This window comes from Martinezella sp. CNPSo 3964, assembly GCF_057784375.1.
The window spans coordinates 279,756-304,376 of the sequence record NZ_JBXSOW010000006.1 but is presented as its reverse complement, the minus strand read 5'-3'; the positions used below and the strand labels follow the sequence as shown (position 1 = coordinate 304,376).

The 24,621-nt window shown below is 58.9% G+C and carries 25 protein-coding genes and 1 pseudogene; 12 read left to right on the top strand and 14 right to left on the bottom strand.

Features of this window, described 5'->3' with window-relative positions; translation table 11 throughout:
* Positions 1-282: 282 nt before the first annotated feature.
* From mnhG to AC13Q5_RS20475, 6 genes are read right to left on the bottom strand one after another with little or no spacing between them, the layout of a single operon-like run.
* On the bottom strand, positions 283-666 hold the full coding sequence (gene mnhG / locus AC13Q5_RS20500; RefSeq protein WP_457881257.1) for a monovalent cation/H(+) antiporter subunit G: 384 nt from the start codon (positions 664-666) through the stop codon (positions 283-285).
* Positions 663-944 (bottom strand): K+/H+ antiporter subunit F, encoded by a 282-nt coding sequence (locus AC13Q5_RS20495; RefSeq protein WP_075853029.1) that lies wholly within the window; start codon positions 942-944, stop codon positions 663-665. The genes mnhG and AC13Q5_RS20495 overlap by 4 nt, the downstream gene beginning before the upstream one ends.
* Positions 941-1,417: a Na+/H+ antiporter subunit E gene (locus tag AC13Q5_RS20490; protein ID WP_488502958.1), complete on the bottom strand. Its 477-nt coding sequence runs from the start codon at positions 1,415-1,417 to the stop codon at positions 941-943. The genes AC13Q5_RS20495 and AC13Q5_RS20490 overlap by 4 nt, the downstream gene beginning before the upstream one ends.
* Positions 1,417-3,027 (bottom strand): monovalent cation/H+ antiporter subunit D, encoded by a 1,611-nt coding sequence (locus AC13Q5_RS20485; RefSeq protein WP_488502957.1) that lies wholly within the window; start codon positions 3,025-3,027, stop codon positions 1,417-1,419. Before AC13Q5_RS20485 ends, AC13Q5_RS20490 begins: the two co-directional genes overlap by 1 nt.
* The gene (locus AC13Q5_RS20480) at positions 3,024-3,362 is read right to left on the bottom strand and encodes a Na+/H+ antiporter subunit C (protein WP_075853026.1); all 339 of its coding nucleotides are present in this window, start codon (positions 3,360-3,362) and stop codon (positions 3,024-3,026) included. The genes AC13Q5_RS20485 and AC13Q5_RS20480 overlap by 4 nt, the downstream gene beginning before the upstream one ends.
* On the bottom strand, positions 3,362-6,283 hold the full coding sequence (locus AC13Q5_RS20475) for a monovalent cation/H+ antiporter subunit A (protein WP_488503033.1): 2,922 nt from the start codon (positions 6,281-6,283) through the stop codon (positions 3,362-3,364). Before AC13Q5_RS20475 ends, AC13Q5_RS20480 begins: the two co-directional genes overlap by 1 nt.
* Before the next feature lie 77 nt (positions 6,284-6,360).
* Between AC13Q5_RS20475 and AC13Q5_RS20470 the strand changes: the two are divergent.
* Together AC13Q5_RS20470 and AC13Q5_RS20465 are read left to right on the top strand one after the other, a co-directional pair.
* A pseudogene (locus AC13Q5_RS20470) lies at positions 6,361-6,645 on the top strand (helix-turn-helix transcriptional regulator); the annotation flags it as partial.
* 318 nt (positions 6,646-6,963) lie between these two features.
* Positions 6,964-7,524 (top strand): cytochrome b, encoded by a 561-nt coding sequence (locus AC13Q5_RS20465; protein WP_488502956.1) that lies wholly within the window; start codon positions 6,964-6,966, stop codon positions 7,522-7,524.
* A gap of 48 nt (positions 7,525-7,572) precedes the next feature.
* Here AC13Q5_RS20465 and AC13Q5_RS20460 read toward each other — a convergent pair whose 3' ends face one another.
* The gene (locus AC13Q5_RS20460; protein WP_488502955.1) at positions 7,573-8,490 is read right to left on the bottom strand and encodes a LysR family transcriptional regulator; all 918 of its coding nucleotides are present in this window, start codon (positions 8,488-8,490) and stop codon (positions 7,573-7,575) included.
* Between the two features lie 116 nt (positions 8,491-8,606).
* Between AC13Q5_RS20460 and AC13Q5_RS20455 the strand changes: the two genes are divergently transcribed.
* The 4 genes from AC13Q5_RS20455 (at position 8,607) to AC13Q5_RS20440 (ending at position 12,287) form a co-directional block, all read left to right on the top strand.
* Positions 8,607-9,128, top strand: coding sequence for an SRPBCC family protein (locus AC13Q5_RS20455; protein ID WP_488502954.1), 522 nt, complete (start codon positions 8,607-8,609; stop codon positions 9,126-9,128).
* Between the two features lie 359 nt (positions 9,129-9,487).
* On the top strand, positions 9,488-10,231 hold the full coding sequence (locus AC13Q5_RS20450; protein WP_075853020.1) for a response regulator: 744 nt from the start codon (positions 9,488-9,490) through the stop codon (positions 10,229-10,231).
* Positions 10,228-11,562 carry an ATP-binding protein gene (locus AC13Q5_RS20445; protein WP_488502953.1) on the top strand — a complete coding sequence of 445 codons (1,335 nt, stop codon included), beginning with the start codon at positions 10,228-10,230 and terminating at the stop codon, positions 11,560-11,562. The genes AC13Q5_RS20450 and AC13Q5_RS20445 overlap by 4 nt, the downstream gene beginning before the upstream one ends.
* A gap of 68 nt (positions 11,563-11,630) precedes the next feature.
* The gene (locus AC13Q5_RS20440) at positions 11,631-12,287 is read left to right on the top strand and encodes a DUF3313 domain-containing protein (protein ID WP_488502952.1); all 657 of its coding nucleotides are present in this window, start codon (positions 11,631-11,633) and stop codon (positions 12,285-12,287) included.
* A gap of 236 nt (positions 12,288-12,523) precedes the next feature.
* Here the strand turns inward: AC13Q5_RS20440 and AC13Q5_RS20435 are convergent, their stop codons facing one another.
* Positions 12,524-12,901 (bottom strand): phosphoheptose isomerase family protein, encoded by a 378-nt coding sequence (locus AC13Q5_RS20435; RefSeq protein WP_075853017.1) that lies wholly within the window; start codon positions 12,899-12,901, stop codon positions 12,524-12,526.
* Between the two features lie 210 nt (positions 12,902-13,111).
* Positions 13,112-14,119, bottom strand: coding sequence for a type I glyceraldehyde-3-phosphate dehydrogenase (gene gap, locus AC13Q5_RS20430; RefSeq protein WP_488502951.1), 1,008 nt, complete (start codon positions 14,117-14,119; stop codon positions 13,112-13,114).
* Between the two features lie 181 nt (positions 14,120-14,300).
* On the opposite strand from gap, the gene AC13Q5_RS20425 reads away from it, so the two are divergent.
* The gene (locus AC13Q5_RS20425) at positions 14,301-14,930 is read left to right on the top strand and encodes a TetR/AcrR family transcriptional regulator (protein ID WP_075853015.1); all 630 of its coding nucleotides are present in this window, start codon (positions 14,301-14,303) and stop codon (positions 14,928-14,930) included.
* A gap of 57 nt (positions 14,931-14,987) precedes the next feature.
* Here AC13Q5_RS20425 and AC13Q5_RS20420 read toward each other — a convergent pair whose 3' ends face one another.
* Entirely contained in the window at positions 14,988-15,374 is a 387-nt protein-coding gene (locus AC13Q5_RS20420) for a VOC family protein (protein ID WP_075853014.1), read from the bottom strand.
* Between the two features lie 132 nt (positions 15,375-15,506).
* Between AC13Q5_RS20420 and AC13Q5_RS20415 the strand changes: the two genes are divergently transcribed.
* The 3 genes from AC13Q5_RS20415 to AC13Q5_RS20405 all read left to right on the top strand — a co-directional run bounded on the left by AC13Q5_RS20415 (position 15,507) and on the right by AC13Q5_RS20405 (position 17,897).
* A complete protein-coding gene (locus AC13Q5_RS20415; RefSeq protein WP_488502950.1) occupies positions 15,507-16,010 on the top strand; it encodes an NUDIX hydrolase in 504 nt (167 codons plus the stop codon).
* 105 nt (positions 16,011-16,115) lie between these two features.
* Positions 16,116-16,631 (top strand): P-loop NTPase family protein, encoded by a 516-nt coding sequence (locus AC13Q5_RS20410; protein WP_488502949.1) that lies wholly within the window; start codon positions 16,116-16,118, stop codon positions 16,629-16,631.
* A gap of 228 nt (positions 16,632-16,859) precedes the next feature.
* Positions 16,860-17,897, top strand: coding sequence for an isopenicillin N synthase family dioxygenase (locus AC13Q5_RS20405; protein ID WP_488502948.1), 1,038 nt, complete (start codon positions 16,860-16,862; stop codon positions 17,895-17,897).
* 18 nt (positions 17,898-17,915) lie between these two features.
* Here the strand turns inward: AC13Q5_RS20405 and AC13Q5_RS20400 are convergent, their stop codons facing one another.
* The 3 genes from AC13Q5_RS20400 to AC13Q5_RS20390 all read right to left on the bottom strand — a co-directional run bounded on the left by AC13Q5_RS20400 (position 17,916) and on the right by AC13Q5_RS20390 (position 21,565).
* Entirely contained in the window at positions 17,916-19,580 is a 1,665-nt protein-coding gene (locus AC13Q5_RS20400) for an ABC transporter ATP-binding protein (protein WP_488502947.1), read from the bottom strand.
* 402 nt (positions 19,581-19,982) lie between these two features.
* Positions 19,983-20,303, bottom strand: coding sequence for a 2Fe-2S iron-sulfur cluster-binding protein (locus tag AC13Q5_RS20395; protein ID WP_075853010.1), 321 nt, complete (start codon positions 20,301-20,303; stop codon positions 19,983-19,985).
* A gap of 29 nt (positions 20,304-20,332) precedes the next feature.
* On the bottom strand, positions 20,333-21,565 hold the full coding sequence (locus AC13Q5_RS20390) for a cytochrome P450 (protein ID WP_488502946.1): 1,233 nt from the start codon (positions 21,563-21,565) through the stop codon (positions 20,333-20,335).
* A 123-nt stretch (positions 21,566-21,688) separates the two neighbouring features.
* Here AC13Q5_RS20390 and AC13Q5_RS20385 point away from each other — a divergent pair, with 123 nt between their 5' ends.
* Both AC13Q5_RS20385 and AC13Q5_RS20380 read left to right on the top strand, forming a co-directional pair.
* Positions 21,689-22,570, top strand: coding sequence for a helix-turn-helix domain-containing protein (locus tag AC13Q5_RS20385; RefSeq protein ID WP_488502945.1), 882 nt, complete (start codon positions 21,689-21,691; stop codon positions 22,568-22,570).
* A 141-nt stretch (positions 22,571-22,711) separates the two neighbouring features.
* Entirely contained in the window at positions 22,712-23,638 is a 927-nt protein-coding gene (locus AC13Q5_RS20380; protein ID WP_488502944.1) for a cation diffusion facilitator family transporter, read from the top strand.
* Positions 23,639-23,645: 7 nt separating this feature from the next.
* Here the strand turns inward: AC13Q5_RS20380 and AC13Q5_RS20375 are convergent, their stop codons facing one another.
* A complete protein-coding gene (locus AC13Q5_RS20375) occupies positions 23,646-24,542 on the bottom strand; it encodes a LysR family transcriptional regulator (RefSeq protein ID WP_075853267.1) in 897 nt (298 codons plus the stop codon).
* Between the last annotated feature and the right edge of the window lie 79 nt (positions 24,543-24,621).

The window sequence follows — 24,621 nt, the reverse complement described above, 5'->3', positions numbered from 1 at the left end:
CGCCTTTGGCGTTGGCCTTTGCGGTCACATGGTCTGCCCGGGCGTTGGGTCAGCACGACGAACGCATCCGACGAGCGTCGACTGTCGGCTTCCGTGTGCTGGCGACTAGATCGCGGATTCATGTGATCCTCTGTGATACTGCGCGCCCGACCGGAATCAGGCTTTCCGAAATGCAAGAATTCAGGATGAGTTGCTCTATACGCCACTGCGTAACGGGATCAATCGATACCATGGTATAATCGGCTGGGCTCGGAATGAGCCCGTACCCGTGCAACCACTGCTCTATGGCATTGACTGCTCAGCCTCTGGCTGGCTCGAGGCCTGCTTTGGCGGGACGTTGCCGTTCTGCTCGGCACGATCCCGATGCAGCGCCGCGCGCGCGAGCAGCATGAAGGTGACCGGCGTGGTGACCGTTACGAAGATGCCAATCAACAGTTCATGAATGACGAGTGTCTGTGTCGAGATCGAAAAGAAGATCATCGATGCGATCATGATCGCACCGATGCCGCCGCTCGTTCCCAATGTCGGCGCGTGGATGCGCTCGTAGAACGTTCCAAGCCTCAGGAAGCCGATCGCACCGACGAGCGTCAGGAAGGCGCCGACCACGAGAAGTCCGCCAACGGGGATCGCAGCCCACAGCGGTATGTTTTCAAACGGCGAGCTCATTCGATCACCTCCCCGCGCATCAGGAACTTCGCCAAAGCAACGGTTGCGACGAAGCCCAGCATGCCGATGACGAGCGCTGCCTCGAAATAGACGACACGACCGGTGCCGATGCCAAAGGTCAATAAGAGCAGCATGGCATTCACATAGAGCGTATCTAGCGCGATGATGCGATCCTGCGCACGCGGGCCGCGGAACATGCGAATGGAGGCGATCGCCATCGCCGCCACGATCATCAGCTGCGCAGCCGCGACAGATATCTGGAGGATCATGGCACTCATGCGAATATCTCCATCAGCAGGCTTTCATAGCGATCGGTGACCGTCCTGCGCCATTGCGCTTCATTTTCGAGATCAAGGACATGCAGCAGCACGGTATTGTCGTTGGAATCATATTCCAGCCACGCAGAGCCCGGCGTACTGGTCAGGATAACCGCAAGCAGCGCCAGCGGAATCTGATCCCGCACCTTCAGCTCAAGGACCACGAATCCCGGCGTCGTCTTGCGCGTGCGTCCCCTCAGGATGATCCAGGCCACCTGAGCATTCGATTTCAAGACGTCGAAAACGACGCGAAAGAAGAGCTTGGGTAGCAAATACCATTTTCGTAGCCGCGGCTTCTCGGGGCGCAGCGAGGCCATGCCCCAGGAAGCGAAAACCGCGACGATGATGCCAAGGATGAGCTGGCCGAGCGTGAAGCCGTTCAGCAACAGCCACATCAGGATAAGACTCAGCGCCAGGAGCGGATAAGGCAACATCACAGACCTCCCGCTTTTGCTGACGCAACCACGGCATTACGGACAGCATCGACATAGACATTGGGGTCGCTGAGCGTACGGATGGTCGCATCCATGTACTGCATGACGGGGCCGGCCCAGATGGTCAATGCCAGCGTCAATGCGAGCAGGCCCATGACCGGGAATATCTCGATGACAAGCACGCGGGGAACGGTGCCCTCCAGCGAGCTCCAGAACGTGCGTATGCCGGCACGCGTCATGGCGATCAGGGCGGCGATGCCGGAGAGAATGACAAGCAGGATCAACGTCCAGACGGCGGCGCTCGGCGGTATGCCGATCGCGCCGGTTCCCATCATGGCCGAGAGCATGGCGAACTTGGCAACGAAGCCGGAAAGAGGCGGCAGGCCGGCAAGCAGGATGCCGCAAGCGGCAAAGCAGATGCCGAGCATGGCCATAGTGCCGGGCATGGTGACGCCATCGCCTTCTGCCGGCTCCTTCTCCTCGGCATCGCCATATGCCTCCATCGTGACGGCGAGAACGCTGGCGCCGGCATCCTGCCCACGCTCGACGAGCTCGATCAGCATGAAGAAGGCGCTAATCGTCAGCGTCGAACTAACAAGATACATCAACGCGCCGGACGAGATGGAGCCGTCATTGATACCGATCACCATCAGCAACGTACCGGATGAGACCAGCACCGAAAAACCTGCAAGCCGGCCAAGCGCCTGTGATGCCAGCACACCGACCGTTCCGAAGATCAGCGTTGCCATGCCGCCGTAGAGAAGCACGGTCGCACCGAAGCCCGCCGAAGGGCCGGTATTGAACAGAAGCATTGTCAGCCGCAGGATAACATAGATGCCGAGCTTGCTGAGAATGGCGAATATGCCCGCGACCGGCGCCGAAGCCGCACTATAGGCCGTCGGCAGCCAGAAGCAGAGCGGCCACATCCCAGCCTTGATGAGAAAGGCAATGCCGAGCACGCCCGCACCCGCCTGCATCAACATGCGACGATCGGCCGACATTTCCGGGATGCGCACGGCAAGATCCGCCATGTTCAGCGTTCCCGCCGTGCCATAGATCAGGCTGACACCGATGAGGAAGAGCAATGCCGCTGCCAGATTGACGGCAATGTAATGCATGCCCGCCTTGACGCGCAGCGGCCCCGAGCCATGCAACAGAAGGCCGTAGGATGCAGCCAGCATAACCTCGAAGAAGACGAAGAGGTTGAAGAGGTCACCCGTCAGGAAAGCGCCGTTGACGCCCATCAACAGCAGCTGGAACATGGTGTGGAAATGCGCACCGACCGCGTGCCAGCGGGCCAGAGAGAATATCAGCGCAGCAATGGCGACGATGGATGTCAGCAGCAGCATGAGTGCCGACAAGCCGTCGAGCACGAGCACGATGCCGAAGGGTGCGCTCCAGTTTCCAAGCAGATAGGCGCGTTCCAGCCCCGGTGATCCGCCCTCCGCACGGAAAAGCGCAAGTGCAATGCCGGCCAGCAACAGCGTCGCGGCAAGGCTGATGAGCGCCTTCAACGTGCGCGAACGCTCGTCAATGAACACGAGCAGCGCACCCGCAATCAGCGGAACGAGGATCGGCGCGATGATGAGATGGTGCGACCAGCCCGTCATTTCCGATCACTCCTTCCATCGACATGGTCGGTGCCGGTCAGGCCGCGCGAGGCAAGCAGCACGACGAGGAACAGGGCCGTCGTTGCAAAGCCGATGACGATCGCCGTCAGCACCAGCGCTTGCGGTACGGGGTCCGCCAGAGCGCGCGTCGCAGTGCCTTCGCCAAGCAGCGGCGGCACATTCGTCTTCACACCGCCGACGCCAAAGATGAAGAGGTTGACGGAATAGGAGAGCAGCGACAGTCCGATGATGACCTGATAGGTGCGCGGACGCAGGATCAGCCAGACGCCGCAAGCCGTCATCACGCCAATCGCTATGGACAAGATGAGTTCCATCAATCCCCCTTTGCCTTGTCGACATCAAGCGCGCGCAGGCGATTGATGCGGATCGACTGGTGCGCGAGCGCCACGAGGATCAGTACCGTGGATCCCACGACGAGCAGGAAAACACCGAGGTCGAAGAGCAACGCGCTTGCCGCCGGCACCTTGCCGATCAACGGCAGGTCCAGATACTGGAAATGCGAGGTGAGGAATGGATAGCCGAAGAACCAGGCACCGATACCCGTCGCCGTCGCGATCAAGAGCCCGGCGCCCATCCACCGCAGCGGCAGGATGCGGATGCGATCCTCCGCCCAACGCGTACCACCGGCCAGATATTGCAGCAGGAAGGCGATCGAGAGCGTCAAGCCAGCCGAGAAGCCGCCACCCGGCGCATCATGCCCCCGCATGAAGATATAGACCGACAGGGCGATCACGAAGGGGAACATCCACTGCATGATGACGGATGGCACGAGCAGATAGTCGCGCACCGTGTCACCGGCCGAACGCTCTGGCCGTTCCTCGTCGAAACGGTTCTGTATCCGCTGCTGTTCCGGCATCTCCATGCTGTCCGGTGCAGGACGGAAACGACGCAGCAGCGCATAGACGGTCAAGGCGACGACACCGAGAACGGCGATTTCGCCCAAGGTGTCGAAGCCACGGAAATCGACCAGAATGACGTTGACGACATTGCGGCCGCCGCCCTTCGAATAGGCGTTTTCGAGGAAGTAATTCGCGATGGCGTCGGGCACCGGCATGGTCATGACGGCATAGGAGACGAACATCATGCCGACGCCGCAGATGACGGCCAGCGCCAGGTCGCGGAAGCGACGGAAACGGGCACGCAGGTCGACCGTATCGTCGATGCCTTCGGTTCGCTTCGGCAGCCAGCGCAAGCCCAGCAGGATGAGAACGGTCGTGACGATCTCGACGAGGAGCTGGGTAATCGCGAGATCCGGCGCGGACAACCAGATGAACGTCATGCAGACGATCAACCCGACCCCGCCCAGCATCACCAAAGCAGCAAGCCGGTGATATTTGGCAAAGAAGGCGGTGCCAATCGCAAGGCAAATACCAATTGCCCAGACCGCGGCGAAGACCGGGTCTGCACCCAGGAAGGAAAAATGCTTCGCTTCAAAACCGGATAGATAAAGCGGTAGCAAGCCGGCGGCAAACCCTGTCACGACGACCCAGCGAAGCTGCGGCTGCAGCTTGCGCGTGCCGATCCGCTTTTCGGCGGTTCTCGCCCAGTGCCAGGAGACCTCGACCAGCACTCGCTCGAAAATGCGCTGCCCCTTCAGACGACGGAAGATGGGCGGGCCGTCGTCGCATCGCGACAGGTAATCCTTGCAGGCGAAATAGAACACCGTTCCGCCGACCAATGCGATGATGCTCATGACGAGCGGCAGATTGAAGCCGTGCCAAAGCAAGAGGCTGTATTGCGGCGTATCGGCATTGAGAACGCTGACGACGGCGGCATGCAGGAAAGGCGCGACCGAAAGCGCCGGAACGATGCCGACGACCAGGCACACCACGACCAGAAGCTCGATCGGAAAACGCATCCAGCGCGGCGGCTCATGCGGCTTGGCGATAGGCAGATCGGTCGGGGCCGGCCCGAAAAAGACCGTCTGGATGAAGCGCAGCGAATAGGCGACGCTGAAGGCGCTTGCGAGCGTCGCCACATAGGGCAGCATGCGATCGAGAATGGAATCTGCATGGGTTTCGATCGCTTCCGCGAAGAACATTTCCTTCGACAGGAAGCCGTTGAGCAGCGGTACGCCGGCCATGGCGGCACTCGCGACGATCGCAAGCGATCCGGTGAACGGCATATAGCGGAACAGGCCGCTGAGGCGGCGCATGTCGCGCGTGCCGGTCTCGTGATCGATGATGCCGGCTGCCATGAACAGCGACGCCTTGAAGGTCGCGTGGTTCAGCATGTGGAAGATGGCAGCAACCGTCGCAAGCGGGCTGCCGAGGCTGAGCAACGTGGTAATGAGGCCGAGATGGCTGATCGTCGAATAGGCGAGCAACCCCTTCAGGTCCTGCTGGAACATCGCAAAATAGGCGCCGAGCAGCAGCGTGATGATGCCGGCGGCCCCGACGATGTAGAACCACTCGTTGGTGCCAGCGAGAACCGGCCAGAAGCGGGCAAGCAGAAACACGCCTGCCTTCACCAGTGTCGCGGAATGCAGATAGGCGGAAACGGGCGTCGGCGCCGCCATCGCATTCGGGAGCCAGAAATGGAAGGGAAACTGCGCGCTCTTCGTCAGCGCGCCGAGCAGGATGAGTATCAGCGCAGGCAGGTAGAGCGGATGATTGCGGATGATGTCGCCAGAGGCCAGGATCTTGTCGAGATCGTAGCTGCCAACGATATGGCCGAGCAAGATCAGCCCGATTAACAGGCAGAAGCCGCCGATCCCCGTGATCGTCAGCGCCATGCGGGCACCGTCACGCGCGGCAGCTGTGTTGTGCCAATAGCTGATCAGCAGGAAGGAGAAAATGCTGGTCAGCTCCCAGAATATCGAGAGCAGGATGACATTGCCCGACAGCACGATGCCGAGCATCGCACCCATGAACGCGAGCAGGAAGGAGAAGAAGCGCGGAACCGGGTCCTCCTCCGACATGTAGTAGCGGGCATAGACGATGACGAGAAAGCCGATCGCGGTGATGACGAGCGAAAACAGCCAGGCAAAACCATCCAGCCTGAGGCTGAAATCGAGCCCGAGCTGCGGCAGCCATTCTATGCTATAACGGACGACGCCACCGTCCTTGACGGCGGGATAGAAGCTTACGGACAGCAACAGCGCCAGAAATGTGACAGTCCCGGCAATCCAGGCCGGACCGCGCCGCGACTGCGTGCGCAACAGGCATACGGAAAGAAGACTTCCGATAAACGGCAGAGCCAAAAGTGCCAGAATGAAAACAGGCTCGCTCGTTATCCCAAAACGTTGTTCCTTCGCTTGGCCGGATCACGCCAGACTACCCGTCCGCAAAACCCCTAGAAATCCGGTATATTATGTCCTATATGATAGATATCGCCCAATATGGGCAGCTTCGAACCCTGCGTCAAGGTAAGATGGCGATGATTTTGACACCAGCGCTCTGCCGGGCAGCCCGCGGCTTCCTCGATTGGACGCAGATGGACCTTGCCGACCGCTCCGGCGTATCGCGCAGTACGATCCGCGACTATGAAGGCAACCGCCATAGCCTGCATCGGGCAACGGAGGCGCAGTTGCGTCTGGCGCTCGAGGCAGGAGGAATCGCCTTCTTCCGGATCGAAGGACATGAGATCGGCATTTGTACGAAGGCTATTGTCGCGGAAGCACCAGCGCCGACACATACAGAAAGCTGCGAGATCCTTTCCGGCACCGGCGAAAGAAACCGGACACCTCCTAAATCGGAGCAATAGCGCCGAATAGAACTGGGCGCGCTCGATGCAGCTTCCGACCATGAAGCCACTTTTGCGAACCGGAATGAAGCCTTTGGCCCGCGCCGGCGTCAGATCGCCGGCGGCCGATAGACGTCCGCTCGCGAGAAGGTGAACGGAAAAGCCCTCAATTCAGCCAGATTCCGACCGATTACCGCATCCGCGCCGTGCCCCAGACGACCGGAGAAACCGATGTCCGATACTACAGCGACCACAGCAGAAACGCCCGCCTCCCGCTATCGATCGTCGCAACGGCTCCTGCATTGGCTCATGGCCATCGTCATCATTTCAGCGCTCGTCATCGGCCTTTATTGTTCCTACCTCACACCGGGCATACCGCTGCGTCGCGCGCTCCTCGATGTACACAAGTCCCTGGGCATGACGGCGTTCTTCCTTATCGCCATACGTCTGCCGCTCAGGCTTTCGCTGGGTGAACCTGCATATCAACGGCCGCTTGACGTCTTCAATCACCTTGCCGCCCGTGGCGCACATATCCTGCTCTATGTCTTGATGATCCTGATGCCCCTTGCAGGCTACACCACGTCCGCCGCCGGGGGCCACGACCTGCCATGGTTCGGTCTCTTCCAATGGCCCAATCTGCTGCCGCTCGATAAGGGCCTAGAGAGAACGGCTGCCGAAATTCACGAATATGGCGCCTACTGCCTATATGCCGTCGTCAGCCTGCATATCCTGGCAGCCCTCTGGCACCATTTCGTCCGCAAGGATGAGGTCCTGAAGAGAATGATGTTCTGATTCAATTCCTTGTGAGTCAAACAACGCGCCACCTTTGCAGAAGACGGCTCAGGTCTTTGCCGTTTCCAGATTGCCGCATGTCTCGAACAACAGCATGCGCACCCAACGATGGCCCGGATCGCGATGGGTGCGCTCGTGCCAGACGGCGAGTTTGGTGAAGCCCGGTATTTCGACGGGAGGCTCACGCAGAACAAGACCTTTTGCGCTTTGCGCCAGCCGTCTGGGAACGGCGGCCAGCAGATCGGTCGTGCGTAAAATCTCGGCAAGAACAAGAAAGCTCGTAACCGTCAGCGCAACATGCCGCCGACGGCCGATCTTGGCGAGGGCATCATCCGTCACGCCCCAAAAGCGCTCGCCGGAATAGGAGACCAGCACGTGATCAAGGGCACAGAAGCGGTCAATGGAAAGCTGCTGCTTCCGCGCATCGGGATGGTTGCTCCGAAGTGCGCAAACATAGGTCTCATCGAACAACCGCCGCGCATGAAGCTCCGGCAGTGCGGTCTCTGGGGTCATCAATGCGAGATCGAGATCACCGCTTTCGAACTGCATCTGCACACGATCGTCCTCGACCGGACGAATGGCAATGCGAATGCCGGGCGCTAACGGTCTCATCTTCGCCAGGAACGGCACGACGACGGCTTGAAGGGCATAATCGGTCGCGGCAATCGAGAGCGTGAACTTGGCAGTGGTCGGGTCGAACGCCGCAGGCTGCAGAAGCGCCCCGACATCGGCAAGGATCTGCTTGAGCGGTCCTGCGAGCTCCGTTGCACGCAGTGTGGGCACAATCCCGCGCCGAGTACGGACGAACAGCGGGTCGTTGAAGCTCTCGCGCAGGCGCGTCAGCATCCCACTCACCGCAGGCTGCGTGAAGCCGAGGCGCTCGGCCGCACGCGTGACGCTGCGTTCATCGAGCAGCGCATCGAGCGTGCGCAGGAGATTGAGGTCGAGAGCTCTGATATCTTTCATCGTTATAGGTGTGATCACGTATCGCTATTTGCGTTATGTCTGCAGATTTCCCATCATCATGCAAGTTGAAAACTGCAATTTCCCGGCATGTGCCGGCCCATAATCAGGAGAGCACCATGAACGAAATCATCTGGCCGAAGGGCTATATTCCAGGCTTTACGGAGAACTTCGTATCGAATGAAGTCATCGTGGCGGGCTTTTCCGCAGAAGAAATCTGGCCGTTTCTCGGCTATGCTCCGCGGTGGCCGAGCTACTATGCCAACTCCGCCAACATCCGCTTCCATGGTGACAGAGGACCGGAACTTGAGGAAGGCGTCCGCTTCTACTTCGAGACCTTCGGCTTCCCGGTCGAAGCACAGTGCACCGAGTATATCCCGCCTGCCAATGGACAGCCCGGCCGCGTCGCCTGGCATGGCTGGGCCGGCGAAGAAGGTAGCGAAAGCCGGCTGGATGTCCACCACGCCTGGCTGATTGAAGATTTGTCCGAGGGCCGGGTGCGCATCCTGACCCAGGAAACTCAGAAGGGTAAGCCAGCTGCCGAACTCGCTCGCACCAAGCCCAATCCGATGATCAACGGCCATCAGGATTGGCTGGATGGCCTGGTTGACGCTGCGCGTGATGCAAAAGAACAGAAGTGATGAGGGCCATATCTCATCCAATTTCCACGGCCTTCGGGTTGCCAGTGATGGCATTCCGAAGGCCGATGCTTGCATGACCTGCCATTCAGCTTAAGAGGTACCGGCATCGGCGACGGCGACGGCGACCGTTTCCTCGCTTCAGCTTGATGGCGACGGCGACCGCCTGCAACATATTGTAATATTTTCTAACACGTCGCTATAATTTCTTCTGCTATGGACGGCCGAGGATAAGATCTGCGAGATATTCCTTCGAAAGTCATCGATCGCTGGTTGCTCTCGGCCCATCTCCCAGCCCTTTTAGGCGGCGTAAGGCTTGCTCCGGCACGCAGATAACGGGCGAAGGATCAGGATCTACAAACATGGTTGCACGCATGAGGACGGTTGAGCCTTCACATCATATTCTTGTTGTCGAAGACGATGACGAGATTGCAACTATGCTGGTCGAACTGATCAAGGACCATGGCTTGCGCGCCTTGCCTGTGCGAAGCGGCGCGGAGATGGACAAGATATTGCAAAGGCACCCATTCGATCTCGTGATCCTCGACGCCATGCTTCCCGGAGAGGATGGTTTCAGCATCTGCCGGCGCCTGAGGTCGGCCGGAACGATCCCGATCCTGATGTTGACCGCACTCACGGAGGATATCGATCGCATCATCGGCCTTGAGCTTGGAGCGGACGACTATGTCACCAAGCCGTTCAACCCACGGGAGCTTGTCGCCAGGATCAAGGCGCTTCTTCGCAGAGCTTCGTATGGTACGGAGACATCGGAGCGAAAGCCGCTGACGAAGATGACTTTTGCCGGCTGGGTGCTCGATCCGAGAAGCAGGCGGATCGTGGACCCGGAAGGCGCCGAAGTGCTGATGACGACATCCGAATTCGATCTGTTGCTCGCCTTCTGTCACAATCCGAACCAGATCCTGACCCGTGAGCAGCTGCTGTCGATGACACATGCCGGCACGGCCGGGCCGGTCGAACGTAGCGTTGACGCTCAAATCAGCCGCCTTCGGCAGAAGATAGAGCCAAATCTGAAGGAGCCGATCTTCATCAAGACGGTGCGGCTTGGGGGCTATCTTTTCGCCGCGAATGTCGAGTACCTGCCGTGAAGTGGCTGTCCCAATCATCCGTCCGCACCCAGATCGCCATTCTCACAACTTTGCTTGCTACTGTCGTCACAACCATAACGGCCGGGACGGAGCCATTCGTGCGCAGCCGGTTCGACAAGGGCGTCGAAGTCGGACTTTTTGCCGGCCGCATCGAGACCATCGCCAAGGAATTCGCACTTTCGACAGACAAAGCGCAAGGGGACGCAATCCTTTCAAGGTTCAGGGCACAAGGCGTCGATGTCTGGAGGTCAACCGGTGAACGGGCCGAGGGTTCGCCGATTGCGACACAGGACATTCCCACCACCGTGCGCCGGCTGCTCGATTACAATCTCTTTCTCGACCCTCAAGGCTTCATGGGCTGGAACAATCCGACGACTTTGACGGTCAAAGCCGGAGACGGCAGCCTGGTATTTGCCTTGCCCGAATTTTCCACGACACGGTGGGTCCTCCCCGCTATGGTCGGCAGTCTTGTGCTGATCATCGTTCCTGCAGCCATTCTGGCAATCCTGACCGCATGGCTGATCGGAAGACCGATCGTCAATCTGGCAAAGGCAGCCGAATCTGTCCGCTCCGATGACGAGCTTGACGAGCCTTTCGACGTTCGTGGCTCAGCCGAGCTGCGGAGCCTTGCGACATCGCTCAACCTCATGCGCAAACGCATCCGCGAGCTGGTGGCCGGACGCACCCGCATGCTGACATCTATCAGCCACGACCTGCGCACACCCTTGACGCGGCTCAGAATGCGTACAGAGCGTTGCGAACAGGCGGAGTTGCGGCAACAAATGTTGAGGGACATTGATGTGCTGTCCGGCATGATCAATGAAAGCCTTGCCTATCTCGGCGGTGAGGTCGAGGCTTTGAAGAAGGTGGAGCTGTCCAGCCTTCTGCAAACCGTGACCGATGATTTTGCCGATACCGGCATTGAGGTCACTTTCACCGGACCGCGTCGCTTACCCTACGTTTGTCGTCCGCGGGCGCTATCAAGAGCCATATCAAACCTGATCGACAACGCCTCCCGCCATGCCGGCCGCATCGATCTGACACTTGCCCGGGAAGAAGATGGTTCAATCGTCATCACGGTTGCCGATGATGGTCCCGGGATAACAGACGAATTGAAGCCGAAGGTCATGGAGCCCTTCTTCAAGGCCGACAAGGCACGTTCGCCGAGCAAGAATGGCGGTTTCGGCCTCGGGCTTTCCATTGCACATGGAATCATTACGGTCGGTCATCGAGGCAGCTTCGAATTGCTTGACCGCAAGCCGAGCGGCTTGGTCGTCGTAATACGCCTGCCCGCCAATTCCGGCATCGGCAATGCCGCAACATTTTCATAAAAATCCGAACACAACGCAACAAGGGCAAATTTTACAAGGAGATCGCAAAAACACTCCAGGAGCTCTTCATGAAGTCCCTTCCCGCATGCCTTGCATTGGCAGCCATTTCCCTTGCTGCAGCAGGCTGCGCCACTTCCGAACCCATGGTCTATCAGGGCCTTGCATCCGCGGCGCAACTAAGACCCGATCCGAGCGACAGTTCCGGGCGGGCACCGTTCAGCTACAAGGTGAGCGTGAACTGGAGCCAGTATAACAAGATCATCGTCGAGCCTGCCAGCATCTATAGAGGCAAGGACAGCCAATTCGCAGACATGCCCGAAGAGGACAAGCAGACACTCGCGCGCTATATGCATGACAAGTTCAGCAGTGTGCTCACCCAACGCTATTCGATGGCCGCCGCCCCCGGCCCCACTACGCTGCGCCTGCGCTTGACGCTTGCCGGTGCGGAAACAACCAATCCCGTGCTCGGTCCGGTCTCGCATGTCGACATCGCCGGTGGTGTCTACAATACCGTCCAGGCGGCGCGCGGAAAACAAGGATCGATGACCGGCTCGGCAACCTATGCGGTCGAGATCTATGATTCAACATCCAACCGCCTGCTGCTTGCCTATGTCGCCAAGCAATATCCGGGTGCGCTCAATCTCGGAGCATCATTCGGAAGTCTGAAGGCCTCTTATGTCGCAATAGACAAGGGCGCCGCCGATCTCCTGACCCGAACGAGGTAGATGGCTGCCGGGTCGCGTGATGTGAACAAGGAGATTGGCTGCGTATCCGAACGCATCGAAAGCCAAGAATACTGGGTACAACAACGACCTCGGCAAGATTACCCATACAGATGTCAGAACATCCATTCAGGCACACCAGCCCGATGGCTTGCGCGCAAATTACCCATGACACGCACGCATGGAATACGAGCGAAAGGCAATGTCTCTGCACTGCCTTTCACCCTTCGCAGACATCGTCAGCCGCGGTCGTGGACCACGCCGACGATCTCGCCAGAACGGGAAACGCTTACCAACAGGTCGTCTCCGTCTCTCCATGCTCGCACCAGGTAACGTGGTCCGACGTCTTGCACATCCTTGACCCGATATCCCCGACGCACCAGGAGACGAATGACATCGGACGGACCGAAATCGTCGGAGTTTTGACCCCATTCGCGACGTTCTTCGTGGCGGCGATTCCATCGCTGAAGAAAATCGGCTTCCGGCTGCCCTTCTCCCGGAGAATAGGTTGGCGATTGGTCCTCATAGAATACGACCTGGGCATAACAGGAGCTGACAGTTCCAATGGTGACCGTCGTTGCCACCATCATTGTCAATGCCGCGTAATAGATCTTCATTGCTTGATCCTCTTGCTTCACCCCCGCAAGCGCAAGGCAATGCAAGCTTCCTGCGAGCGACCTCGCCAGTATGGCCAGTTCCGTTTTCAGCGATGTATTTTTTTGTTGAGAAATATTACGGCCGGGGAAGATGAGATCAACCGTAGTAAGGTTCGGTGCTTGGAAGATCAGGCACGAAGATCATCGGAACACGCATGATATGACCAGTGTCTACCTGCCGCGCGAGATATGTGCTGCCAGGTCAAGGCAACGGCGGGCGTAACCCCATTCGTTGTCATACCAGGCAACGAGTTTCGTCAGCCCACCCTCGATTTGCATGCCGGCCAGCCCGTCGACGACCGAAGAATGAGGATTGCCGCGCATGTCGGTCGAGACGACGGGCTCGTCGCAATAGGCGAGGATGCCCTCCATCGCACTCGTCGCCTGCTCCCGGATCATGGCACATATGTCCTTGTAGGAGGCGTTTTCTCTGAGCCGGCAGGTGAGATCGATCATCGATACGTCCGACACCGGCACGCGCACCGCCATGCCGTTGATCCGCCCGTTCAGTTCGGGCACCACCTTGCCGACCATGCGCGCCGCACCCGTCGTTGCCGGGATGATGTTTTCGAGAATGCCACGCCCGAAACGCCAATCCTTGCGCGCCACACCATCGACCGTATTCTGGCTCGATGTCGTGGCATGAACCGTCAGCATCAGCGCTTCCTCGAGGCCGAAAGCGTCGTTCAAAGCCTTGGCGAGCGGCGCGACGCAGTTGGTCGTGCAAGAGGCGTTGGAAACGATGCTTTCGCCGGCATAGCTACTCGCGTTGACGCCCATCACGAAGACCGGCGTGTCATCCTCGGGCGGCGCCGAGAGCAGCACCTTGCCGGCGCCGGCAGCGAGATGGCCTTCAACGACCTTCTTTGTCAGGAACAGGCCGGTCGACTCGATGACGACATCAACGCCCACCTCGCCCCAATCGATCGCGCCCGGCTCCCTTTCGCTGAAAGCCCTGATCCTGGCGTCGTCGATACGAAGCGCACGGTCCGCAGCAACTATGCTGCCTCCGAAACCGCCATGCACGCTGTCGTATTTGAGGAGATAAGCGAGGTGATCGATTGGCAACAGGTCGTTGATCGCCACGATCTCGACATCGTCGCGCACCATCGCAGCCCGCAGAACGGTCCGACCAATGCGGCCGAAGCCGTTAATGCCCACGCGGATCTTGTCAGTCATCGATGGTCCCTTTTATCGAGATGGAGAAATGGCGCTCTTCCGCTCGCCTCAGAGCGCTGCAGGACGCGCACGCCCATCCATTACCCATTATTTGGAGAGGGATTGCTTTCCGCGCCGCTGATTTTTAGACTACTTCGCACAAAAATAATCCGCAACGAATTTATTGCGATACGGTACAAAAATGAAAGAGAAGTCCGCCCGGGGGCGCCCACGCCAATATGATACCAAGACTGCGCTTGGCGCCGCATTGCTCGAATTCCGGCGCCGTGGCTACACTGGCACATCGCTCGACCACCTCTCGGAGGCGACGAAAATGGCTCGGCCGAGCCTTTATGCCGCCTTCGGCAACAAGCGCGCCATCTATCTCAGGGCGGTCGCACAATATGTCGAGGATAGTGCCGAACGCCGGGACGGTGCCCTCTTCGACGAGCCATCGCTCGCAGCGGCGCTTGATGGCTATTTCCTGGCGCTCGTCGCCATCTATTCGGAAGGTGACGATCGCCCGCTCGGCTGCCCCATGCTCAGTGTCATCACCGGCGAGGCGACAGCCGACCCGGTGATCGGCGCGGAATTGTTTGCTGCGCTCGGACGCACGGACGCGCGGTTCCGTGATCGGATTGCGGTGGCGCGCGATGAGGCCCAGTTGCCGCCTACGACCGACATCGATGCCGTCGCCGAAATGCTCTCCGCCCTGCAGCACAGCCTTGCGCAACGCGCTCGCGCCGGCACAGCCCGTCCCGAACTTGAGCGCATCGCGCGCAATAGCGTCGCACTGATCCTCAAGGCCGCAGGCGCCGGCACGGCGCCATAGGGGCTAGTCTATTTCAGCCTTAAGCGATGAAATCGCTCAAGTTAACGGCGGCAAGGATCAATCGGCCATCATGTCCCGCTGTGGCTCACCGATCTCCACTGCATGGCCATCAGGATCATAGAAGCGGAATACCCGCTGCCCCCATTCCTGCTTTTCGACGGGATGAATGAGGTTTACATGCGGCGCTATCGCCATGAACGCTGCATCCACGTCCTCATGTTCAAAATAGAGAAGGATGTTTCCTCGTCCATATGGCTCTGTTGTTTCGCTGCTTTTCCGCCAGACTGTTTGCTCCAGCGATTTCCCATCGTGGATCGCAAAGCCGGTTTCAAACAGCACGAAGTTGCCGAAATCATTCAGGATCTTGAGGCCTAGCAGATCGCTATAAAATACTTTCGAGCGAGCGATATCGCTGACGAAAGGGATTGGATTTACGAAACGCATTGCCAGGACCTCTCCGATTGGAAAAAAGAACCAAGAGAAGAACAACCTTTAAACTAGCGCACTATATCTCGGAACCAGATGTCGACATCTGGCAGATAACTTCCATCTCGTCTTGCAATCGGAGGGCCTTTCATGGCTGAAGCCGTACGAACCATGATCGTCATGGATTCCGAAAATTCCCGCTTTCAATTGCGCGCGGGCGCATTGATCCGCCACGGCGATCATATCCTCATCCACCGTGCGCTCGCAGACAGCTTCTGGTCTTTGCCCGGTGGCCGTGTGGAGTTTCATGAGGCAGGCGCCGAAACGCTTGCCCGCGAGATCGAAGAGGAAATCGGCTGCAAGGCCACGGTTGGCCCCCTGCGCTTCATCATTGAGAATTTCTTCGAGTTTGCCGGACGACGAGTTCACGAACTCGGCTTTTACTATGAGGCGGAACTGCTGCAGCCATTTCCGTTTCACGAAACGGACATCGTGCATCGAGTGATGGACGGCAGTGCCGAACTCGAATTTCGCTGGGCACCTTCCACGCTGTTCGGGCTTGATCGGTTCGACCTGGTGCCCACTCCCATACGCAATCTCATCGCCACCGATCCCGCTGGCATTCAGCACATCGTGCGGCGCGATGCGGCCTGACCCCCGCCTCTCTGCATCAATTGCAACAGCAATGGAATAACTCCATAAACGCTTCGGCATCTTTGCCAGGTTTCCGATAGGCTCGAATCGTCAGGTCATCATCCAATGTCGCGCATCGCCATCTTGGGAAATGCAGGCGGTGGCAAATCCACCCTCGCCCGCAAATTGGGCGAAAGACGCGCAATCCCGCATTTCGAGATTGATGGGCTGCTCTGGCGGGAAGGCTGGATTCCCACACCGATCGAGACTTACATCGAGCAACATGAACTGATCCTATCCGGTGAGAATTGGGTTATCGACGGCCTCGGGCACAAAGATTCAATCCCGGCACGGATAGATCGCGCAACCGAGATCATCCTCATCGACATGCCGCTCTGGATGCATTTCTGGCTTGCCGCAGAGCGGCAGATTGCCTGGCAGTCGGGCAAGCTCGAACACGCGCCCGGTGGCCTCTCGGCCATGCCGCCGACGCGGGATCTGTTCCGGACCATATGGGACATCGAGCAGGACTGGATGCCCGGCATTCGCCGCCTGTGTGCCGAAGCCCATGACGCAGGCAAGACGCTGACACGGATAGGCAGTGTTGATGAGCTGGATGCGTTTGCGCAGAAATTGAAGTGAATTGCGGGCTCAATGACTATTCATGTAAGCTGCTGTCGCGAGAATGCTGACCGTAAAAACCATTCCAAAAGATCAGCAATCTTTGAGATTATCTTCTTTGCCTTAGTGACGACGGGCTTCTAGCCTCGTCTCAACCCTTAAGGGCGATTTGCGTCACCACTGCTCGGACAAAGCAGGCGATGGCATCACTGCCCGAGAACAAAGACGAGCTTGAAAGAGGAAACCCCATTGACCTCCCATACCACGCCGACCGGCTCCGGCACATCGCTTCCAACGCTTGATCTGTCGCGCCTCTATGCTTCACCGGCAGAGCATCAGGCTTTTATCGCAGAGCTTCGCACGGTGCTTTACGATCACGGCTTCTTCTATCTCACAGGACACGGCGTCGATCCCAAGCTGATTGCCGATGTCGTGGCGACGGCCAAACGTTTCTTCGCACTGCCGATGGAAGAAAAGCTCAAGATCGAGATGGTGAAGTCACCGCATTTCCGCGGCTACAATCGCGCCGGTCAGGAGCGCACCCGCGGCGAACAGGATTGGCGCGAGCAGCTCGACATCAACACCGAAAGCACACCCTTCGAAATCGGCCCGGATACGCCGGCCTGGCGGCGCCTGCAAGGCCCGAACCAGTGGCCGGAGGCCTTGCCCGAGCTCAAGCCCCTCCTGCTCGCCTATCAGGCCGAGGTGACGCGCATCGGCATCGATGTGCTGAAGGCGATCGCCGCCGCTCTCGACCAATCGGAAAACGTCTTTGCCGACATTTACGAGCCGCAAGCCTCGCAGCTCCTGAAGATCATCCGCTATCCAGGCCGTGATGTGGCCGAAACGGACCAGGGCGTCGGCGCCCATAAGGATGGCGGCTTCGTCACCGTATTGCTGCAGGACACCACGCCCGGCCTGCGCGTGCGCACTGAAGATGGCGTCTGGATCGACGCGCCGCCGGTTCCGGGCACCTTCGTCATCAACACCGGCGAATTGCTCGAGCTTGCGACGAACGGGTTCGTGCGCGCGGACGTGCATGACGTCATCGCGCCGCCCGCGGGCGTCGAACGCTTCTCTGTTGCCTTCTTCCTGGGCTCCCGTCCGGATGCGACGATCCCCGTCATCGAGCTGCCGGATGAGCTGAAGCGATCGGAACGCGGCATCTCGGTCGATCCCTTGAACCCGATCTTCCGCGAAGTCGGCCAGAATCAGCTGAAGAGCCGGTTGCGCTCCCACCCGGATGTCGCCCGCGCTCACTATGGCGATCTCCTCGTCTCCGAATAATCGGCGGCGGCTTGAACGTCATGCTTCGACAAGGTGGCGCATATTGACCACCTTGTCTGCCTCGGCGATGACAGAGCGCCGGTGCGTGATCGCGAGCACGGTGACATCGCGGGCGAGCGCACGAATATGCTTCATGATATCCTGTTCCGTCGCCTCATCCAGCGCCGAGCTCGCCTCGTCCAGAAACAGGATGGCAGGGTTGCCGTAAAGGGCGCGGGCAATGGCGATGCGTTGGCGCTCGCCTCCGGAAAGCTTCAGGCCTCGCTCACCGACGGTCGTTTCGAAACCTTCGGGCAAAGCATCGATGAAGGAAAGAATTGCCGCCTTCTCAGCCGCAAGGCGCAGTCGTCCTTCATCCTTCGGACGGCCGAGGAGAATATTCTCGGCGAGGCTCTCGTTTAGCAGGATGGCATCCTGCGGCACGACGGCGATGGCAGAATACCAATCAGCTCGATCGATCAAGGCAAGATCGATGCAGTCGACGAGAATGCGCCCTGAATCCGGCTCGATCGACTTTAGCGCCAGCTTGAAGATTGTCGATTTGCCCGAACCGGTTTCGCCGACGAGAAATGTTATTGCGCCGCGCTCCGCCTCGAAACTGACATCGGTCACGCCGCGGCCATTATCATAGATGTGGCTGACACGATCGAATGCAAGTCGACCCTCCCGCGCCACGAAGGATGCCGCCTGCGAGACCTGACGTTCTTCTGGCGCCTGCCACATTCTTGCCAACGGCGCGAGCGTCGAACGCGAACGGGCGATATCGTCGATCGTGTGTGCGATCATGTCGAACGGCATGTTGAGCTGCATCAGCAATGTGTTGAACAGAACGATATCGCCGACGGTTACTTCGCCGGCATTGTAGCGCGGCAACAGCAGCAGGAAGGTTACGGCGAACTGAACGGAGAGCCCCAGCCCGAGTATGGCGAGATAGCCGACACGCTGCAGCACATAGTCTCGCCAGGCATCCCTCACCTCCGCGGCCTTGGCGGTGAAACGCCGCTGCATCCACTCATGGCTCCCGAATTGACGGAGCGTTTCCATCGCGTTCATGGCGTTGCCGACAAAGCGGGCATTTTCCTGACCGGCTTCTATCGCCCTGTCCAGGAAAACACGGGCTCGGCGAACGGAGACCATCGTGAGCACGATGGTCACTGCACCATACATGATGACGACCAAGGTCACTTGCATATTGATGAGCGCGCCGAGCGTCAGAATCGTGAGCAGGATCTGGGTAACACCGGGAATGAAGACGACGAGACCAAGCTGGACCAGCATCGTCAGTGCGCTAGCGCCGCTTGCGGCCGCGGATTGGATTTCGCTTGGATTGTGTTCGATGAAGAAGGTAGTGGTCTTCCTCAAGATAAGCTCGAAGAAGCGTGTTCTCGTGATGAAGCCGAGATTTTGCGACGTCATCAGCGAAAGATACTGCACCATGTGCTGGAGCGCCGAAGCCAAACCCATCAAGGCGGCATAGATCACCAATCCCAACACCACTCCCCTGACAGCACCGTCTTGCGGTAAGCGATCAACAATTCGGGAAAAGAGATAGGGCGCAGCGACGCTGCTGACGCTGGACAGAAGCACAACAAGGACGCAGGTGAGAATCATCCATCGATCAGATTTCCAATAGGCGCGTAAAGCCTCGTTGATGGGCACAAGAACGCTGGTTTTTTCAGCCATCGAAAGCAACCTGAGTTGTGAGGTAACAAAACTACGGCTCGCACCAACGTATGGTGCGGCGGACTGACGGAAACTGGAAACTGCTCGGAATCGCGGGGCGCAACCTATAAGCGCTAAAAATCTATACCGCAATACTCATGAATAATATATCAGGTCCGGCGCCTCCCCATCTTGCGGGGCCACAAAAAGCCGCCTCCTTTTCATCGGGGCGGCTGAAACCCGGAAATATGGGATGATATGCCGACAGTAAATCGAGATCGGTCCACGCGATCCAGCGGCCCGTTGTCGGATTCCTTAGGCGCTAGCACATGTCGCGATCTTCAGTTCCGCTCCATGCGCTTTAAAACATTGATTTTATTCATATGATCATCGCAAAGCTGCGACGCATCTCGCCGACATGCTCTAGTGCTGACTATCCGGCACGACGACGCGCATGCCGTTGGTGACGCCGCTCGCGAGGATCTGACAGCTCAAGCGGCTGTTCGGCGTCGGCTCCATCACGAATTCGATCATCGTAGCCTCTTCTTCTGAAGGCGGCGGCAGAAGATCGAGATGGGGTTGCTCGATATAGCAATGACAGGTGCCGCAGGCCAAGGCGCCGCCGCATTGTGCCACGATGCCATCGATTCCACAGCGGACGGCGACGGCCATCAGGGTCTCGCCTTCCTGCGCCTTAACGCGGGTCTCGCGACCGGCGGAATCGATGAACACGATTTCACACATGATATTCTCCATATTTTCAGCAGACCCGCTCAGGCAGCAACGAGACGGATATCGAGGCGTTTCGGACCGCGCACGGAGAGCCCGCGCTTATAGGCCGGATTGTCGTCCAACAGCTCGATCGCGCGGGTGCGCTGCAGGAGCGTCGAAAAAATGATCTCCATGTCCAGCCGGGCAAGGTGATTGCCAAGACAGAAATGCGCACCGCCGCCGAAGGCCAGATGGCGGTTGGGAGTGCGCTCGACATTAAACTCATCCGGCGCCTCGAATTGCTCGGGATCGCGATTGGCCGCACCATAGAGCAGGCCGACCTTCGTGCCTCTTGGCAGCGGCTCGCCGGCAATCGTCTTGTCCTCCGTCAGATAGCGATGGAAGAATGGCAAGGGCGATTCGAAGCGGAACATCTCCTGGATGGCGGTGGACATCACGGCCGGCGTTTTGCGCAGCTTGTTCAGGGCGCCAGGATGTTGCAACAGAGCATGCATTCCGCTGCCCAGCACATCGATCGTCGAGCCGTGTCCGGCCATCAGGATCAGCATGCAAGTGGAAACGAGTTCGTCTTCCGTCAGCTCACCGGCGATATGCGCTTCAGTCAGCCGACAGAGAAGATCGTCGCGCGGAGTGCGCATGCGCTCGGCGATGAGCTCCTTAAGGAGTTCGTAGAATTCGGTCGTTGCGCGTTCGGCGGTCGCCTTGCGCTCCTCGCTGCGATCGACATCAAAATATTGCACGACCTCTTCCGACCACTTGCGCAGCTGTCCCGCATATTCTTCCGGCACACCCAGAACCGAGCCGATGATGTGGCCCGGAACCTGCGAGGCAAGATCCTCGACGAAGTCGATCGTGCCTGCTTGAAGGAGACGGTCGAGCAGACGGTCGACGAAATCCTGGATCATGCCACGTTGGCGCGCGACGAGGGCTGGCGTAAATTCACGAAAGACCTTGCGCCGCAGCCGGTCATGCGTCTCGCCATCGGAATCCAGGAGGCTGAATTGCACGAAGCGCGAATGGTTCGGCATATCGTGCCAGTTCTGCCGAACCTTCTGCTCCTGGATCTCCTCCGGAGAAAGAAAGAATTCGAGCGAGCGCACGAGCGTCTTGTCGGCGGCGGCGGCGGCCACATCCTGATAACGCGACAGCAGCCATATGTCGAAATGCTTGTAATAGACCGGACCGGGGCTGGCGCGCAGCTCACGGTAAGAGGCATAGGGATCGTCCGTGAACGCTTGCGAGAGCGGATCAAATGCTGGGGTTGCAGTCGGCATGATCAGGACCTTTGTCCATTCTGGTTTATCGCCTTAGGATACAGCGACGCGGGATGAAAAGACATGGATGCGAACCGCAGCCATATGGATAAAACTCTCATACTTAAATAGGATCGGTCCGCCATGACCGACGATATGACTTCACATGAAACCCGCCCCCTCGACGAGGTCTTCTTCCAGACCCCGGGTCGGTTGTCCCGCGCCTTCCCCTACTCGCTGCTCGCTGCGGGCCGGCGGGTCTGCTCGCCTGCGGAACCGCCGATTGCCCATCGTTTCAACCAGCACACCCTGATCCTGACCCTTGGCGGACAAGGCCTGCTGCAGGTCAACGGACTTTCGAGCATTCTGCGCGAAGGAACGATCGCCTGGCTGGATTCCTCGATGCTCTATTCGCATCGCTGCGAGCCGCGCCATTCACATTGGTCCTATCTATGGTTGGGATTCGTCGGATATGGGCTCGATACCCTGTTCGACAGCCTCGGCGTGATTGGAAACCCGGTCTTCGACACGGCAAGCCCGCGCGATGTGGGGACGCTGTTCGAAGGCATCCTGCGGGAGGTCGAAACGGGCAGCTTCCTTGCAGACAACAGATGCTTTGCCCTGCTGGCGCAGCTGATTTCAGCCCTGGTATCCGAGCGTGCAGAAAACGGCGAGCTTGGCGGCGCCCTCCAGCGATTACAGCGGGTCATGGAACTTGTCCGCACCGACCTGACACACCCCTGGACGGTGGGGGAGCTCGCCGTTACCGCCAATCTGAGCCAGGCGCAATTGTTCCGCCGCTTCCGCCAGAGAATGGGAACGACACCTCTCGATTGGCTGCGTCATGAGCGCGTAAACGCCGCAAAGCCGCTGCTGGTCGTGACGGACGAACAGATCGGCCGGATAGCCGCCAGATGCGGCTATCCCGACCCCTTTCACTTTGCCCGCGACTTCAAGAAGCTGGTCGGTGTCCCGCCAAGCGAGTTCAGGCGACAGGGGCAGAACGCGAGGCTCACAGGAGTCTGACGGGTCGATACCCTTCGGCTTCCCCCAGTATATCGGCCCAACTGACATGGTTCGCACCGATTGGCTCAGTGCACGCGACGCGTTAAGAGGTGTGGGCAGCCATCCGAAGCGTATGCCACGTCTCTAGCCGGGGATTGAAAAATGACGACCGAACAAAGCGTCCTGCGCATTTCCATCATCGTGACGTTCGTTCTCGCCGTCGCCGGCATTGCCTTCGGCCTTCTCTCCGGCTCCTATGCGATCGTCTTCGACGGCGTCTACGCACTCACGGATGCGAGCATGACGATCGTTGCGCTGATCGTCTCCAATCTGATCATATCCTCCGCGACGAATACCACACCCGCCGGCAAATTCGCCAAGCATTTCACAATGGGCTTCTGGCACCTGGAGCCCATGGTGCTTGGCCTCAATGGCGTGCTTCTGACGGGCGCTGCGATCTATGCCCTGATCAACGCCATCGGCAGCATCATGGCCGGCGGCCGGCATCTCTCTTTCGACCAGGCCATCATCTACGCAGTGCTGACCATGGTTATCGCCTTCCTGATGGCGGCCTATGGCAGGCGGGCGAACGAGACGCTGAAATCCAGTTTCATTGCGCTGGATGCCAAGGCCTGGGTGATGACGGGCTGCCTGAGTGGGGCGCTGCTACTCGCCTTTATCTTCGGCTTTTTCATTCAGGGAACGAACCTGCAATGGATATCGCCCTATGTCGATCCGGTCGCGCTGGCTCTGGTCTGCCTCATCGTCATTCCCATGCCGATCGGAACGATCAAGCGGGCATTCGCCGATATCCTGCTCGTGACACCTGCGGATCTCCGAGAACATGTCGATCGCGTCGCGACGGACATCGTTCGTCGTTACAATTTCTTGTCCTACCGCTCCTATGTCGCACGGGTCGGCCGCGGCAAGCAGATCGAGCTCTACTTCATTGTTCCGCCGGACGGGCCGGCGAAGAAGCTGGAGGAATGGGATCATATCCGTGACGAGATCGGCGAAGCGATCGGCGGCGAAGGCCCGGACCGGTGGCTGACGATCGCGTTTACGACCGATCCGGAATGGGCCGATTGAGCAGCCACTATACCCGCCAGTCCCTGAATACTTCGGCGAGGAAATCGACAAAGCTGCGCACCTTGCGATCCGTGGTGGCGCGTCGTGGAAAGAGCGCATTGAGCTCGATATCATCGGCACGCTGCCATTGCGGAAGAACCGCCTCGAGCTCGCCGCGCGCAAAGTGCTGCGCAGCGAGCTGGGGCGATATCAACGCTATGCCTGCACCGGCCACGGCCTGACGGATGATGGTCGTTACCTCGTTCGACATCAGGATCGGCTTGACGACGACCTCGGCTACATTGCTTGCCTCGTCGAGCAATCGCACCGTCGCCAAAGATGTGCCGGCGCCCATGATCATGATGGCATGGTCTCTCAGATCCTCTGGACGCTCCGGTCGACCGAATCTGTCGAGATAGGCGGGGCTTGCGGCAAGATGGGCGCGAGACCGTCCAAGTATGCGCGCAGAATAGCCGGAATCGGAAAGCGGTCCCGTTCGCAGCGCAACGTCGAAACCGTGCTCGATCAGATCAAGAGGATAATTGTCGTAGGTGAGAGCCAGCTGCACCTTCTGATAATTCCGACGGAACTCGCCCAGCCTCGGCTCCACCACGCTCAGACCAAGCGTATAAGGCATAAGGACGCGTAGCATTCCCTGCGGCTCGATGCGCACCGCGCGTGCTGTCTGGTCCGCCTCCTCCAGGATCTCTTCGGCCCTGATGCAGCGCTCGTAATAGTCGCGCCCGGCATCCGTGACCGATACGCGTCGGGTCGTACGGTAGAGCAATTGAACGCCGAGATCATCCTCGAGCTGTTTTAGACGGCGGCTGACGCTCGTCAAAGGCAGCCGCAATTGTGTGGCGGCGGCCGTGAAACTGCCGCGTTCCGCAACCCGCAGAAAAATCCGAATGCTCTCGAGGTCCATGACCATATTCTACCGTTTCCAGCAATAATATGTCTCGAATTTACGCCATTATCTTTATTCGTCCATACAGTTATCGCTA